This window comes from Acinetobacter ihumii (assembly GCF_900625095.1).
Lineage (GTDB): Bacteria > Pseudomonadota > Gammaproteobacteria > Pseudomonadales > Moraxellaceae > Acinetobacter > Acinetobacter ihumii.
The window spans coordinates 1,251,224-1,265,485 of the sequence record NZ_LR130760.1; the positions used below are offsets into that span (position 1 = coordinate 1,251,224).

General features: G+C 39.0%; 17 protein-coding genes. 3 read left to right on the forward strand and 14 right to left on the reverse strand.

Features of this window, described 5'->3' with window-relative positions; translation table 11 throughout:
* Positions 1 to 191: 191 nt before the first annotated feature.
* From E0D95_RS05855 to E0D95_RS05885, 7 genes are all read right to left on the reverse strand, one after another.
* Entirely contained in the window at positions 192 to 1,103 is a 912-nt protein-coding gene (locus E0D95_RS05855; RefSeq protein WP_130803011.1) for a hypothetical protein, read from the reverse strand.
* Positions 1,104 to 1,146: 43 nt separating this feature from the next.
* Positions 1,147 to 2,292 (reverse strand): toxic anion resistance protein, encoded by a 1,146-nt coding sequence (locus E0D95_RS05860; protein WP_130803012.1) that lies wholly within the window; start codon positions 2,290 to 2,292, stop codon positions 1,147 to 1,149.
* A gap of 3 nt (positions 2,293 to 2,295) precedes the next feature.
* Positions 2,296 to 3,084 (reverse strand): tellurium resistance protein, encoded by a 789-nt coding sequence (locus E0D95_RS05865; protein ID WP_130803013.1) that lies wholly within the window; start codon positions 3,082 to 3,084, stop codon positions 2,296 to 2,298.
* A 129-nt stretch (positions 3,085 to 3,213) separates the two neighbouring features.
* A complete protein-coding gene (rnk, locus tag E0D95_RS05870) occupies positions 3,214 to 3,618 on the reverse strand; it encodes a nucleoside diphosphate kinase regulator (RefSeq protein ID WP_130803014.1) in 405 nt (134 codons plus the stop codon).
* Positions 3,619 to 3,666: 48 nt separating this feature from the next.
* On the reverse strand, positions 3,667 to 4,344 hold the full coding sequence (locus E0D95_RS05875; RefSeq protein ID WP_130803015.1) for an IS1595 family transposase: 678 nt from the start codon (positions 4,342 to 4,344) through the stop codon (positions 3,667 to 3,669).
* Positions 4,345 to 4,508: 164 nt separating this feature from the next.
* Positions 4,509 to 5,762, reverse strand: coding sequence for a serine hydroxymethyltransferase (gene glyA / locus E0D95_RS05880; protein ID WP_130803016.1), 1,254 nt, complete (start codon positions 5,760 to 5,762; stop codon positions 4,509 to 4,511).
* Between the two features lie 154 nt (positions 5,763 to 5,916).
* On the reverse strand, positions 5,917 to 7,152 hold the full coding sequence (locus tag E0D95_RS05885; protein ID WP_130803017.1) for an alpha/beta hydrolase: 1,236 nt from the start codon (positions 7,150 to 7,152) through the stop codon (positions 5,917 to 5,919).
* Between the two features lie 196 nt (positions 7,153 to 7,348).
* Here E0D95_RS05885 and E0D95_RS05890 point away from each other — a divergent pair, with 196 nt between their 5' ends.
* Positions 7,349 to 8,038, forward strand: coding sequence for a putative quorum-sensing-regulated virulence factor (locus E0D95_RS05890; protein WP_130804844.1), 690 nt, complete (start codon positions 7,349 to 7,351; stop codon positions 8,036 to 8,038).
* Positions 8,039 to 8,132: 94 nt separating this feature from the next.
* The gene (locus E0D95_RS05895) at positions 8,133 to 8,771 is read left to right on the forward strand and encodes a hypothetical protein (RefSeq protein WP_130803018.1); all 639 of its coding nucleotides are present in this window, start codon (positions 8,133 to 8,135) and stop codon (positions 8,769 to 8,771) included.
* A 246-nt stretch (positions 8,772 to 9,017) separates the two neighbouring features.
* On the opposite strand, the gene ubiA is transcribed toward E0D95_RS05895, so the two are convergent.
* Both ubiA and E0D95_RS05905 read right to left on the reverse strand, forming a co-directional pair.
* Positions 9,018 to 9,899: a 4-hydroxybenzoate octaprenyltransferase gene (ubiA, locus tag E0D95_RS05900; protein ID WP_130803019.1), complete on the reverse strand. Its 882-nt coding sequence runs from the start codon at positions 9,897 to 9,899 to the stop codon at positions 9,018 to 9,020.
* A gap of 3 nt (positions 9,900 to 9,902) precedes the next feature.
* Positions 9,903 to 10,406 (reverse strand): chorismate--pyruvate lyase family protein, encoded by a 504-nt coding sequence (locus tag E0D95_RS05905; protein WP_130803020.1) that lies wholly within the window; start codon positions 10,404 to 10,406, stop codon positions 9,903 to 9,905.
* A 172-nt stretch (positions 10,407 to 10,578) separates the two neighbouring features.
* Between E0D95_RS05905 and E0D95_RS05910 the strand changes: the two genes are divergently transcribed.
* Positions 10,579 to 10,791: a hypothetical protein gene (locus E0D95_RS05910; RefSeq protein WP_228258834.1), complete on the forward strand. Its 213-nt coding sequence runs from the start codon at positions 10,579 to 10,581 to the stop codon at positions 10,789 to 10,791.
* 67 nt (positions 10,792 to 10,858) lie between these two features.
* Here the strand turns inward: E0D95_RS05910 and E0D95_RS05915 are convergent, their stop codons facing one another.
* Genes E0D95_RS05915 through era form a run of 5 tightly spaced genes read right to left on the reverse strand, consistent with a single transcriptional unit; the run spans position 10,859 to position 14,255 of the window.
* Positions 10,859 to 11,521 (reverse strand): MiaE family protein, encoded by a 663-nt coding sequence (locus tag E0D95_RS05915; protein ID WP_130803022.1) that lies wholly within the window; start codon positions 11,519 to 11,521, stop codon positions 10,859 to 10,861.
* A gap of 11 nt (positions 11,522 to 11,532) precedes the next feature.
* Positions 11,533 to 12,258: a pyridoxine 5'-phosphate synthase gene (gene pdxJ, locus E0D95_RS05920; RefSeq protein ID WP_130803023.1), complete on the reverse strand. Its 726-nt coding sequence runs from the start codon at positions 12,256 to 12,258 to the stop codon at positions 11,533 to 11,535.
* 21 nt (positions 12,259 to 12,279) lie between these two features.
* Positions 12,280 to 12,990, reverse strand: coding sequence for a DNA repair protein RecO (gene recO / locus E0D95_RS05925; protein WP_130803024.1), 711 nt, complete (start codon positions 12,988 to 12,990; stop codon positions 12,280 to 12,282).
* Between the two features lie 8 nt (positions 12,991 to 12,998).
* The gene (locus E0D95_RS05930) at positions 12,999 to 13,187 is read right to left on the reverse strand and encodes an NF038104 family lipoprotein (protein WP_130803025.1); all 189 of its coding nucleotides are present in this window, start codon (positions 13,185 to 13,187) and stop codon (positions 12,999 to 13,001) included.
* Between the two features lie 24 nt (positions 13,188 to 13,211).
* Complete coding sequence (gene era, locus E0D95_RS05935; RefSeq protein ID WP_165443256.1) at positions 13,212 to 14,255, reverse strand: GTPase Era; 1,044 nt, start codon at positions 14,253 to 14,255, stop codon at positions 13,212 to 13,214.
* Positions 14,256 to 14,262 lie beyond the last annotated feature (7 nt).

A 14,262-nucleotide genomic window follows, 5' to 3' on the forward strand; every position in this document is an offset into this window, starting at 1 on the left:
ACCAATTCGATTGGACTTTCTAAACGTTCCAAGTAGGCTTTTAACTGAGTTTTGATGTTTTGGTCTAACATTTTAAATCTCCAAAGGAGTAAATTTTTAACTTGTTGAGAATATTACGATAAAACTTAAAATAGGTAAAACAGTATGTTTTTATGAATTTAATCGGTTTTACCGAACAAAAAAATTTATTCTTAGATTTTCTGTCCAATTCTCATGGCTCGATGTTTAATATTCTGAGCCAAGACGTAGCTCATCAATGCAATCAGTAAAGCCAATAAACTGACTCCCCAACACAATAATTTGACTATTTCAGAGAGTTGGTGAGCTTGATCAGCCTGCTTTTGAACATTTTGTGCCAATGGAGTAACCGCTTTCCCATAAATTTGCTGTTGCATACTCCAAAGCTGTTCAGGCTTAAAACCGTATTCCATAAAATGTGGATCTTGTCTTTCCGCACGAATTACGTGAGTTAAATACGGCAATGCAGTGTCTTTATCTACAGGTCGATGTAATAGCGCCGTTTGCGCCAGAAGATAATTTTTCACTGCATCTGGCGGATTAATATTTTTCAACTCATGAAAAATTGGGCTATTTTGAATGTTGTGATCATAAGCCACTAATTCTGTGTAAGCTTTGGCTTCATCACTGCTGCGGTCGTATTGTAAATAAGTTAAACCTGACCAAATCAGAATAAATCCAATTAACCACGCCACAAAGCGTAAAATCAATGAACCTAAACGTAACTGAAAAAATCTAAATTTTTTTAAAATTCGGACAAAAACAAAAGCACCAAAGAATGCAGCAAAAAGCTTTAAGATCAACCAGCCAAACCAAGACAACAGACTGCTAAAATAATCAGGTTGCTGATGAGTCAACAGTTGGTCGCCAATTGCCACAGGAATGTGAAGTTGCTCAACTTGTTGACTTAGATCAAAAAAACTAAACACCAATGTCTGTTGAGTAAACGAAGCAAGCAACGCAACAATAAAAATTCCAGTTGCTGTCAGCGTCAGTAGCATCACGCGATGTTGACGCTTTTTGAGTTGGGTCAACCGAAACTGTATCGATTGAACATTCATCGGAGCATTTTCGATGGGTGGCAACCTACTCTCCTATCGCTGTTTCACATATGACTGTTGATATTTTTTACTGCTTTGAAACAGTATTCTGACTCGACTCAATCACCAATTGATTTAGATTTTCTTGAAGTGAACGCAATCTGGTTGCCGCTTCATCACGCTTTTGCATGCCTTCTTTTTGAACCTGAATCACATCATTTACTGTTTTAATGAGGGTATTTTGTACATGTTCAAGGGTTTCAATATCAATCACAGCGCGTTGATTTGCTCTAGCTGTATCGACTGAATTTTGATGCAATAAATCTGCGTTGCGTCGCAATAACTCATTGGTGGCATCATCAATATTCTTGGCCAATTGCACGCTATTTTTCTGTTCCTGCAATGAAATTGCTAAACTAATTTGGTTTTTCCATGCAGGTAAAGTGATGTTTTTAATCGCGTAGAATTTATCTACTAACATTAGATTATTGGACTGAATAATACGAATCATGGGCAAAGTTTGCATGGCAGACTGCTGAAGAACCTGTAAATCACTGACCCGTTTTTCTAAATTATTCGCCAGATGGTTTAAATCATAAATCTGCTGTGTGCTATGTTGATCCTGTTCTTGCTGACTCAAATCGGCAATCTGCTGTTGAAGCTCCTGTTGTTTAATTTTACCCGCAGCAACATGAACACCCAGTTGTTTATATTCATCTTGAACCGCACCAAACATTTTGTCCAAGGTGTTGACACGTGTTTTGAGTCCATTCTGCGACTGTTCAATTTCCTTAACCAAAGCATCAATCTGCTCTTTGGTGGTATTGAAATGTTGATCAAAACTTTGTTTGGCACCTTTAATTTTGTTGAGCAAGCCGCCCAAAATTGGAATCGATGAGCCTTTCGGTTTATTTAATATACTGGATGTATTGAGTTGCTGAGCAACCTGAACCACTTCATTTAACTTTTGCCCAGTCGCATCGAGGTCTTTATTTTGAACCAGATTCAGTAACTCGTCGGTATAGGTTGAAGTTTTGCTTGCAATATCTTTTCCATACTCTGAAACGCGACTATGCGTCATGTCCGCCAAAGCCTGATGTGCATCCATCACCTGAGCAAAGTCTTCAGGTTGCAAACCGAGCTCTTTTAAATTAAGCCGTTCAAACTTCTGTTGCTGAAGCTCGGTGGACTGTTCAACCCATATATTTTGATGGTCTGATTTAGCATCTGTCATGGCTTAATTCCTATTTTTCTCTAATGATTTTCTTAAAGTATTCATCAATATTTCACGACTACGATCCAGCTTTTGCAACTCTACAACTGAATGTGTTTGCATGCTTTGCTGCAAATGATATTGCCAAGCAGGAATTAAAACCTGTTGAGCTTCTTTAAAACGATCCAATAGTGTAAAGGAAAGTTGCTCAGCCAGTTGCATCTGGGTAATGGCAATATCATTACTTGCCTGTAAAGTCTGCAAGGTATTTATTTTTTTGGATAATCTTTCAGCAAAATTATCCAGTGGGTGCTGCTGTTTCATAAACGCAGGATATTCATGTAAAAACTCTTGAGCGGCCACAATGTATTTTGCCATTTGCTCTCGTAAACCTAATACCTGCTGCACGCGTGCCTGTGATTTTTGAATTTCGATCTGCAAACGTTGACTCAAAAAACTGGCTTGATCAATCAGACCTTCCAATTCATTTAAGTAATTCAACTGACCATGATCATGTTCAATATCAATACCTAACCATTTTTGCAGTCCATTAAACTTACGTTTTTTAAGCACTTTATTAGATTGCGCTAACTTATTAATTAATTGAGAAATGATCTGACTCAATTCTTGATTCAATTTGGGGTCAACACCATTAAGTAATACGGACTGCGCTTGAATCAGTTGATCGGCATAATGATTCAGTTGATATTGGTTATCCAGTAGAGGTACCAGATCATTGCGTTTAACCGCCAATATTGCTTTTGGATCAACCTCAATCTGATCCAGCGGAATCAATGAATTAAATTGGGTCATAATCAAGCCATGTTTTTCGTCAATTTATCATAGGTAAAAAACAAGGAGGTGCAAAGTCTATTTTTATTTCAACTTGATGATTTTATGTTAAATCTTAAATTTTCCATACAACCATCAAAGCACTATGTATTACAAATATTTGCCTTCTCGCTCAGGCTGATAAATGACCTTTTCAATTTTAATTTGCATGAATTGGCCATCTGGCTGGGGCCATTCAATGCTTTGCCCTTCTGCAAGTCCCAAAATCGCAGCACCAACAGGTGCTAAAATATTGACCTGAGTTTTATCACCTGTAAAATCATGCGGATAGACCAAAACAATTTCGATAGACTCCGTTGAAGGTGCAATGGTCATACTGACTCGAGAATTCATACTGACCACGTTAGCTGGTACTTGATCGGGATCAACGACTTCTGCTCTTGCCAGTTCATTTTCCAAATGCTGCATAGTAACTGTCGTAGTTGGCTGATGTTCAAGCATCGTTTCCAAACGATGTAAATCCTGTGAGGAAATAATAATATTAGGTTGTTTCATTTATAAATTCCTTGAATTTATCAATTTTAAAAATAGGGTCTTAGGAATCTAAAGAGGATTATTTCGTAATAATTTGAGTAGTTCAAGGTACACATTCTCGTGCCGGCGATTGAAACGATACTCGGTTTCTTTCAAATGCAAATAGAACGTATGTTTGGCTACTCCATTGAATTTTGCTAATCGCCTTTTGGCATAGCTCCAGAAGGATTCAATGCCGTTAATATGTCGATCTCCATTAGCAAATTCATTCACTCCATGATTGACTCGAAAGTGCTTATCATAACCAATATCGACTAAGCCATCGTAACCACGCCAACCATCAGAATGAATGATTGTTCCTAAATCGACATGCCCACGAATAATAGCTTGTAGTGTAGTTCTGGAGCAATCTGGGACAATTTCTGTATATACTTTACCGTTGCGTTTTAATAAGCCAAATACGATGGTTTTGCCATAGGCTCCTCGTCCTCGTTTACCTCTTACACGATGAGCACCAAAATAAGATTCATCAACTTCTACATCACCTTGCAAAGGTGAAATGAGTTCACAATGCTCAGCGATTCGATGGCGGATTTTAAGAAAAATAGAATTAGTAGAACGGACTGAAATACCAATCAATTCTGCTGTGTTAGAAGCAGTTAAATCTAGGGCAAAACAACGAATGAGTTGTCTGAATTTAGCCTCTGTGATTTTAGAACGACAATAGTACCTATTTTTTATATTCATATTAGGAAGTTACCATAAAATTGAAATATGTTTGCTTCCTAAGACCCTAAAAATAAATAACTTAAATATAATCTTATTGTTCTATCAGATTTTAGTTCTGATCCTTAAAATATTCACATATAAAAAAAAGCTCCCTTGAGGGAGCTTCTTCTCAAGCAATGTGCTTAGTTCGCATATACAGGGAATTTTGCACACACAGCTTCTACTTTGGCTTTAACATCAGCAATAACTTTCTCATCGCCTTTGCTATCAAGTACATCTGCAATCCAGCCAGCCAAATCACGGACTTCAGCTTCACCGAAACCACGAGTGGTGACTGCTGGTGTACCAATACGAATACCAGAAGTTACAAATGGAGAACGTGGATCATTCGGAACTGCATTTTTATTGACCGTAATGTTGGCATTGCCTAACCATGCATCCGCATCTTTACCTGTGATGTCTTGTTTAATTAAAGACAATAGGAATAAATGGTTATCTGTACCACCAGAAACGATATCATAACCACGTGAAATTAATACTTCCGCCATCGCTTGAGCATTTTTTACCACTTGTTGTTGATATGCTTTATATTCAGGTGCCATCGCTTCTTTAAAGCAAACCGCTTTCGCTGCAATTGCATGAACCAATGGCCCACCCTGATTACCCGGGAACACAGCAGATTGAAGTTTTTTCTCAATTTCTTCATTGGCTTTGGCAAGAATCAAACCAGAACGTGGGCCACGAAGTGTTTTATGCGTCGTAGTTGTCGTCACATCCGCAATTTGAACTGGACTTGGATAAACACCTGCTGCAACCAAACCAGCAACATGCGCCATATCAACAAACAAATAAGCACCAACTTTATCCGCGATATCACGGAAACGCTGCCAATCTACCACACGACTGTATGCTGAGAAACCTGCCACGATCATACGTGGTTTATGTTCTAAAGCTAAACGTTCAACTTCTTCATAATCAATTTCGCCAGTTTCAGGATTTAAACCGTACTGAATGGCATTGTAAGTTTTACCAGAGAAGTTCACTTTTGCACCATGCGTCAAGTGACCACCATGTGCAAGGCTCATACCTAATACGGTATCACCAGCATTAAGCAACGCCAAATAGACAGCAGAGTTAGCTTGTGAACCCGCATGCGGCTGAACATTGGCATAATCAGCACCGAAAAGTTCTTTAGCACGGTCAATCGCCAGTTGTTCAATCACATCTACATATTCGCAACCGCCATAATAGCGTTTACCAGGATAACCTTCCGCATATTTGTTAGTCAGTTTTGATCCTTGCGCTTCCATCACCGCAGGAGAGCAATAGTTTTCAGATGCAATCAGCTCAATATGTGCTTCTTGGCGCGCGTCTTCAGCGTCAATTGCTTTGGCTAATTCTGGATCAAATTCAGAAAGAGAAATGTTGGCAAACATTAGCGAGGGTCCTATGTAGTAGGGCTTTTAAGCCGTGCTAAGATTGGGCGCTATTGTAGCATGAAGTTTGACATTAAGCAGAATGAACTTTACTCAGTTTGAAATAAAAATGGCTCAGGTTATCTACCTAAGCCATTCCAAATAAAAGTGTAGATTATTTAGCCAGCATATTATCGACATCGACTACAATATTTGAAATATTCAATGCATACGCAGTGCCATGATCCCATTTCACTGAATTAGTATCGTCGGTAATATATTGAATGGATGTACCTTTATCTTTAGCGGAATTTACCAAAGCATTGGTTGCCAAGCGTGGTACGGTCGTATCATTGCTTCCCTGATATATCGTAATTGGAGTGGATACTTTAACCGTTAACGGTTGAGCATCCTTACTGATAAAGTTCTTGACCACAGGAATATCCAGGAAATTATCCTGAGTCCGTCCGTAACCAGTTAAACTGTTATTATTGGTCGTTGCATATCGAGTCATTCCACCAGCAAAATTATAAGCCACCGCATCAGCACACGCCGTTTCTGCCGTAGCAGCAATACTTGCTGAAGGTTCTTTAAAAATTTGGGTGTATTTTAAATCTGGATTTGGATTACGCAAGCCTGCACTAATTAAGGCGGTAAACATATCCAAACCTGCATAAACTGGAATTTGAACATTTGCAGGTTGATTGGCAACTGACTGTTCACCTAATGTTAAAATCGAATCCAAATGCGATGCCGGTGCCACCGCAACGGTTCCTTTATAGTCGAGTTTGGCACGTGATGCATATTGTGCTGCCCCCAAAGCTGCTTGCCCACCCTGTGAATGCCCAACAGTCACCCATTTTTTATTGACTTTGCTCCCCAAATAATTTCGTGCAGCAACAACGGCATCGGTAATGGAAAAAGCCTCACTTTTTACATTTAAAAATGGATGCAATTCTTGACCACTTGGTTCACCTAGTCCTTCATAATCAGGTGCGACCACCACATAACCTTTCTCTAAAAATTGAGTAATCATATTTTTGACGAATTCATTCATTGGCAGTCTGGTTGGCGCACATTGGTCTGCAACACCTGTTGTTCCATGCGCCCACACCACGACTGGCCATCCACCTACAGGTGCAGCACCTTTAGGCGTAAAAACCAATGAAGTTGCTTGAACTTCCTTATTATTCACACCCAACATCTTATAAGTCATGACTAGGCTTTCACTTGCAACAGCACTCATATCAGTTGCGCTATAAGCATCCATTCGAATAAGCGGATTTGATATATTGTTTTCGGGAATATCTGAAGGCGGTTTAAAAAAATCATCCCAATCGTTGTCATCATTACATGCTGATAAAAATATTGCCGAAGAAATTGTACAAACCGTGAGTAATGTCTTGTTCACTTTATTATCCTTAAATGTATTCAACGTTCTTGTTGTGTTGCATTTTGATGCAAATTATAAATTATGCTTTTTAAATGATTGAAACAAGTTTGAGATACAAAGTGATACATAAGCTTAGGCATTAATCTGATGCTTTTCTCAGATCGTCAGCAATGTTACATTTGCATCACGTTGTATGATTGAGATCATTTATTCAATGACTGCTATTATTCTGGATACTGAAACCCATACGCTCAATGGGTTACCGATAGAAATTGCCTATGCCCCTATTATCATTCATGACGGCAAAATTAGTCTGGATAAAAGTCAATTATTTGATCAGTTATATCAAGTCAACCAACCAATCTCATACGCAGCCATGGCGGTGCATCATATTTTAGAATCGGATCTTGAAGGGCAACCCCTGTTTACTTCTTTTGAACTACCTTCCGAAACACAATATATTATTGGGCATAATGTAGACTATGACATAAATGCCATTGCAAAATGTGGTGTCGACACGCAACAGATTAAGCCTATTTGTACTTTGGCACTTGCGCGCAAAGTTTGGCCACAGGCAGATGCACATAATATTTCAGCCTTAATTTATTTAATTTCCAAAGGAAGCGAAAAAGCCAGAGAATTATTAAAAGGCGCACACCGCGCGGATGCAGATATTATTCTGACGGCCAATATTTTGATGCATATTGTTCATCATTTAAATATTGAGAATATTGAAGCTCTGTATCAAGCCTCTGAACAAGCGCGAATTCCAAGCAAAATCAATTTTGGTAAACATAAAGGTACGCTGATTCAGGACTTGCCAAATGACTATGTCAACTGGTTATTACGTCAGGATGAGCTGGATCCTTATTTAAAGAAAGCATTGGAAAACACTGTGATTTAAAAAATAAGCTTATGATTATTCGACTATTTTCATATTAGTGTAATTTTCTCGTTTTATGTTAATTGCCAATTTATAAGAGCAGGATAAATGGGGCATGTCTCACTATGATAAAACAGCTAAAGGACATCATGCACTTAACCATCGTCATCCCATGCTTAATGTCAGGCAACGTCGCCTATTATTATTAATTGGCACAGATGATTTTCATCGACTCAGTGACGAACTTAAACATAAAATTGCCCCACCGGATTTAGTTCTACAACTTGAAGAAATGGAGCTAATTCATTGTTCTATTAAGCACCAATCTCAGACAATTCCACTTGATTCTGAGCTGAGTCATCATCAAGGAAATAAATTTACCCCAGACGATACTCAAAAAATACCGTTAAAAATTTCAAATAAACGTATGAGTCATTCCGTTCAGCGTCCTTCTACGTCACAAACTCACTTCATTTCATTTGAACAGAGTGCTAATGGCGAAAATATAGCCAATTTCAACCTATTGACTATTGAAGAGATCAAACTGTTAATGACTAACACCTTATCTCAATACTGTGGTTTACTGGCGCAACAATTGGTTGAACAAATTAAAGCGGCTAATCATTTTAAACAGTTAAAAGTTTGTCAAATGCAATGGATTACACATTTGCAGGAAAGCCGGATTCCACCTCAGCAATTGAATCATACCTTACAGCAGATCAACTATGCTTTACATGATCTTCAAAATAATTAAATTTTAACTCAATCATAGCTTATTATTTTTACCATACAGTCAAATTTTAGTGGAATTTTAAAATAAACAACCCATCTTTGATGACTAGCTAGTCTATTATTTAAGCAGAAATACGACTAAAGATTTAGACCCAATTTTAAAAATTCACAGTATTATAGATACACACAAGAAATATATTGTATTTCTTAACGTTATATCAGTTTAGCCCTTTAGCTCACCTCGGTGAGCTTTTTTTATGATCAACTTTTAAATCCAATAAGCAAGAAAAATACCGAGAAAAATAATCACACCTACCCAACGGTTATGACGAAATGCCCAAAAGCACATTTGAGGCTCTCGTGTTCGAGTTTTTGACCATTGATAAAAATAATCGGCAGCAACAATTAGCAAAGCGATCAGCCCCCATGGATACAAAATATCAGCTAAATATAAGGAGCCTCCAATCAGAATAATACTCATCAATTGAAGCAATGAAATAATTTCGATATCGTATTTTCCAAACAATATCGCGGTCGATTTCACCCCTATCTTCAAATCATATTCGCGGTCTGTAATCGCATATTGAGTATCGAAAGCAACCGTCCAACATAAATTCCCAAAATAAAGTAGCCAACATGTCCAATCTAGCGGCTTACCCATGGCTGTAAACGCCATAGGGATCCCCCATGAAAATGCCATACCCAAGACTACTTGTGGTAAATGGGTATAACGTTTCATAAACGGGTAAATAAAGGCAAGTGCTAGTGCACCAAAGGCACAATAAAAGGTCTCAATCGGTAAGAAAAACAACATACAGGCACTGGCAGCCACCAAGATTGAAAATACCGCAATTGCTTCTTTGGGCTGAATGATACCAGTCGCGAGCGGTCTAGTTTTAGTTCGCTCAACATGACCATCCACTTTGCGATCCGCATAATCATTAATGGCACAGCCTGCCGCGCGCATAAAAATGGTACCAAATACAAAAGCCAACAAGATATGTAAGGGTGGAATACCTTCTGCTGCAATCCAGAGTGCCCACATCATAGGCCAAAAAACTAGCTCAGTACCAATCGGTTTATCAAAACGACATAAATAATAATAAGCTTCTAAACGTTGTCGCCAAGTGATGGATTGTACTGCTGCCATGTCTTACCCCTGCTCGTTCTGCTTTTGGATAAAGTTTTCAAAAGTTTTGAGAAATGTTTCTTGTACTATAAATTTGCAACCATGCCAGACATAGCAACTTTGTCGTGTCCAGCCATCCTCTAAATAAATGACTCGACGTTCGCAATCAGGATTGGTGCGTTGAAATAACAATTTACCGATAGGTTTTGTACCAATATGCTGAAAGATTCGAGCTTTTTTTTGTAAGCTAAGGATAGGAAAAATACTTTTTGCCTTGACCCATGGTTCTGCTTCGCAGCCATAGAGCAAACTTTCCCGTACCCATGCAGTATGTGCATGTGGCATTTTCATCCACTGACTATCTATAAAATTTAATCGTTGATAATGTTCTTTGGTCGGTACAACTTTAAATTGACCCGATGCTAAGTCGGTCAGTTGTTGAGTTAAAGAGCCCGATGCATACAACCATTTTTTTAATTCAGGAGTTAAAATTTTTTCCTGCTTAAGTTTAGATTGTATGTTTGGCATAACACGCTCACTTTGATCAGAAAGGCTAGTTTAACTGAATTTTTGTTGTGAAGATGCTGTGTTTTTAGGCAACATTCTTTTATTCATAAATTTGTAATAAATTTCACCATTTGAGAAAATTTTCATATATCATATAGGGCATTTATCGCAGGCATAGCTTAAGACCATTATGATGAATGACAAATTCAGATTTATTTTGATGTATGGTGGAATATTCTGGGGCTGTGGTTTCACTATTTTAATGTTACTTTATCGCTATTTCTTTTTGAATCAACCAAGCCTACCAATTACAGCATTCGCTGTTTATTTTAGTATCTGCTTCATTGCAGGACTGGTATGGGGAAGTTTAGTTCATCATGATATTCAAAAGAAAATAGTCAGTTAATGATTGTTCAGAAAAGTGTAAAAGCCAGTTTTTAAACTGGCTTTTGTGTTTTTAGCATTTGATCAAATCAGGCAGATGCCGAAACTTTTGCAGGCACACCACTATGAAAACGAAAAACGTCATCGGGTGTCAAAATTAGATTTTTTTCAACTTCACGAATATGCTCAATGCGCTGTTGAATATCTTCTTCTGGATTTTTCATTTTCGCGGTGGTCGCCACATCCATTGCCAAAGCGAGATAATCTTCAAAATGACGGGATTCTGATTTTAATAAATACCGATAATAACGTCCTAGTTCGTCATCGACCAACGGAGCAAGTGCATGAAAACGCTCACAGGAACGGGCTTCGACAAAGGCCCCGACAATCATGACATCGATCAGTGCTTCAGGTTCATAGGTTCGAATTTCTTTACGTAACTCCCCTGCGTATCGCCCTGCACTTACAGCTTGCCATTGCTGCTCTCGTTTTTTCATCAACTCAAGCACTTGCTCATAATGCAACATTTCTTCACGCACCAATTGCGCCAGTTTGACCTGTAGCTCAGTAAAAAAACTGTAGCGAAACATCAGGTTCATCGCGGTGCCTGCTGCTTTTTTTTCACAATTGGCATGGTCTTGCATCAACAAATCCAGATGATTCATCGCTTCATCTAACCATGCTTGGGGAGTTTCACAGCCTAAAAATGCGATTACTGGCTGTATGAGTTCATCATAGTTGGGATTTGACATGTCAAAAACTCTTATCGGGCTGCCTGAATTGCAGCTTTCATTTGTTGTACCGCTTGAGCCAAACCAACAAAAATACTATCCGCAATAATCGAATGACCAATATTTAACTCATGAATCTGTGCAATCGCAGCAATTGGCGCGACATTGTCCAGATTTAAACCGTGCCCTGCATTCACAATTAAACCTTTACTGGCTGCATATTCTACACCCTGAATGATGCGGGCAAGTTCGGCTTGTTGTTGCTGATCGTTTTCAGCATCGGCATAAGCACCCGTATGGATCTCAATGGTAGGCGCACCACAAGCGATTGCAGCATCAATTTGAGCCAGATCCGCATCGATAAATAAAGAAACTTCACAACCAATTTCAGCCAAAGCCTGAGTCGCGGCTTTAACTTTTTCCAATTGACCTACAACATCCAGACCACCCTCAGTGGTCACTTCCTGGCGGCGTTCAGGTACAAAACAAACGTGATGTGGCTTAATTTCTTTAGCAAACTCCACCATTTCATCGGTGACTGCCATTTCCAGATTCATATGCGTTTTGAGTAAAGGACGCATACGACGTACATCATCATCCTGAATATGACGGCGATCTTCGCGCAGATGCAAGGTAATACCTTGTGCACCTGCCTGTTCACAAACCAACGCTGCCTGAACTGGATCTGGATAAGTCGTGCCCCGCGCCTGTCTTAAGGTCGCAACATGATCAATATTCACACCAAGTAAAGCAGCCATAGATAAGTCCTGAGAGAAAAATTAAGAATGTGATTGTGTACTTTGTATCCAGAGCTGGCGACTTTTTAAAGGTCGGTCTCCTAGCAAGGAGGTCAGCATTTGGCGGTATAGTTTACCTAATAATTGCAGTTGTTCGGCAGAAAATTCGTCGCCTTCGACGTAATTATGCATACAACAAATCAATTCACCGAATAAGGTGGTAGAACTCCGACTGGCAACAGGCAAAAAACCTTCCGTTGCCTGAAACTGATAAGACATCATTGAACTGATCGGCTGTTGATTACAATCTACATGAAAATCAACTGCATAGCCTAATTCTTGCAATAATGCATGTTCAAACTGACGCAAAATTTGTCTTAAAAATAATGCAGGTTGTGTATGTGTCGATAAAAGTTGCAACTGCACCAGCGTTTTTTGATATTGACTAAAAGTGTGCGGCATAGCCTCTTCTAAAGGGCACAGACGCAGCAGGATTTCATTGAGATAAAATCCTGCAAAAAATGCATCACCATGAAAAAAAACAGGATGATTTAAAATTTCAAGCTTCGTGAAATTTTTTAAATCGCCTTTGCCGGTTGCCTGTAAAGTAATCGGCTGGTACTGAGGGGGCGGGGTTTGTCTAAGAATACCATCCATACGACCATATTCTTCAGTAAACAAATGCACGATATGGCTTTTTTCCCGATATTTTCGATGATGAACCAGATAGCCATGAATTACTTCATTACGCATAAACGAAGTTAGTCATCCTTTTTTTTATCATCATCGCCATCAGGAACAACTGCACCTACTACAGCCGCAGTGCCTTTCACAACAGCTTTAGTCGTGCCGTAGGCAACTTTGACTGGGACAGTCACGATTTTAGTAATACACCCTTGTAGCATCATTACACAGGCTAAAATGCTCAAACACCGTATCATGACTGTCATTGTCTATCTCAATCCGTTTTTATTTTAAATGTCGCTATAGCCCAGACTTTTCAGTGCACGCTCATCATCTGACCAGCCACCTTTCACCTTCACCCAAAGCGTGAGCATGATTTTCTGTTCAAACATCTTTTCCATGTCTGTACGCGCTTCCATGCCGATACGTTTCAGTTTAGCCCCTTTTTCACCAATCACAATGGCTTTTTGACCCGCACGCTCTACAAAAATAGTGGCATCAATATAAGTACAGGCAGGCTTTAAGCGACCTGTTTTTTCATTGATGGTTTCTTCTTCGGTTTTGAATGACTCAATTTGAACCGTTAAATCATACGGCAATTCTTCACCCAACTGGCGCATGATTTTTTCACGTATAATCTCACTGGCCAGAAAACGCTCTGAACGATCAGTAATTTGATCCATTGAATAAAGTGGCGGTTGGAATGGCAAATATTTTTCAATGGTGTCGCGTAAATGATCCAGATTTGCACCACGTAATGCCGAAACAGGTACAATTTCCGCAAAATTCATGAGTTTTTCGCGTTCACGAATCAGCGGTAAGGCTTCATTCTTGTTTTCAAAAGTGTCTAATTTGTTAATGACCAGGATAACTGGCATATCTGCATGTTTCAGTTTTTCCAAAACCAGTTCATCATTTTGCGTCCACTTTTGTGCATCCACCACAAATAAAACCAGATTCACATCGCGTAAAGCTGAATGTGCCGCACGATTCATCATTTTATTAATCGCACGGACTTCTTTTTTGTGCATGCCCGGCGTATCGACAAAGACCGCTTGCGACTTTTCACGTGAATCAATCCCCACAATTTTATGACGTGTGGTTTGTGGCTTACGCGAAGTAATTGACAATTTTTGTCCCAACAAATGGTTCATCAGCGTGGATTTACCAACATTTGGACGTCCAACAATCGCAACAAAGCCGCTTCTAAAATCACTAGGAATAGTGACACCTTGTTCACTAAAGAATTGATCAATCAGTTGATTGCCCTGATTTTCAGTGTTTGAAGTTTCAGGATTTTCATTTGAATCTGGATTGACTTGATCAGAATGCATGGACATG

Excerpts from the sequence above, each read along its gene's own strand:
- E0D95_RS05860 (WP_130803012.1), bottom strand. The coding sequence starts at position 2,292 with ATGACAGATGCTAAATCAGACCATCAAAATATATGGGTTGAACAGTCC.
- E0D95_RS05865 (WP_130803013.1), bottom strand. The coding sequence starts at position 3,084 with ATGACCCAATTTAATTCATTGATTCCGCTGGATCAGATTGAGGTTGAT.
- rnk (WP_130803014.1), bottom strand. The coding sequence starts at position 3,618 with ATGAAACAACCTAATATTATTATTTCCTCACAGGATTTACATCGTTTG.
- E0D95_RS05875 (WP_130803015.1), bottom strand. The coding sequence starts at position 4,344 with ATGAATATAAAAAATAGGTACTATTGTCGTTCTAAAATCACAGAGGCT.
- glyA (WP_130803016.1), bottom strand. The coding sequence starts at position 5,762 with ATGTTTGCCAACATTTCTCTTTCTGAATTTGATCCAGAATTAGCCAAA.
- E0D95_RS05890 (WP_130804844.1), top strand. The coding sequence starts at position 7,349 with ATGACTGCTATTATTCTGGATACTGAAACCCATACGCTCAATGGGTTA.
- E0D95_RS05895 (WP_130803018.1), top strand. The coding sequence starts at position 8,133 with ATGTCTCACTATGATAAAACAGCTAAAGGACATCATGCACTTAACCAT.
- ubiA (WP_130803019.1), bottom strand. The coding sequence starts at position 9,899 with ATGGCAGCAGTACAATCCATCACTTGGCGACAACGTTTAGAAGCTTAT.
- E0D95_RS05905 (WP_130803020.1), bottom strand. The coding sequence starts at position 10,406 with ATGCCAAACATACAATCTAAACTTAAGCAGGAAAAAATTTTAACTCCT.
- E0D95_RS05910 (WP_228258834.1), top strand. The coding sequence starts at position 10,579 with ATGAATGACAAATTCAGATTTATTTTGATGTATGGTGGAATATTCTGG.
- E0D95_RS05915 (WP_130803022.1), bottom strand. The coding sequence starts at position 11,521 with ATGTCAAATCCCAACTATGATGAACTCATACAGCCAGTAATCGCATTT.
- pdxJ (WP_130803023.1), bottom strand. The coding sequence starts at position 12,258 with ATGGCTGCTTTACTTGGTGTGAATATTGATCATGTTGCGACCTTAAGA.
- recO (WP_130803024.1), bottom strand. The coding sequence starts at position 12,990 with ATGCGTAATGAAGTAATTCATGGCTATCTGGTTCATCATCGAAAATAT.
- E0D95_RS05930 (WP_130803025.1), bottom strand. The coding sequence starts at position 13,187 with ATGACAGTCATGATACGGTGTTTGAGCATTTTAGCCTGTGTAATGATG.
- era (WP_165443256.1), bottom strand. The coding sequence starts at position 14,255 with ATGCATTCTGATCAAGTCAATCCAGATTCAAATGAAAATCCTGAAACT.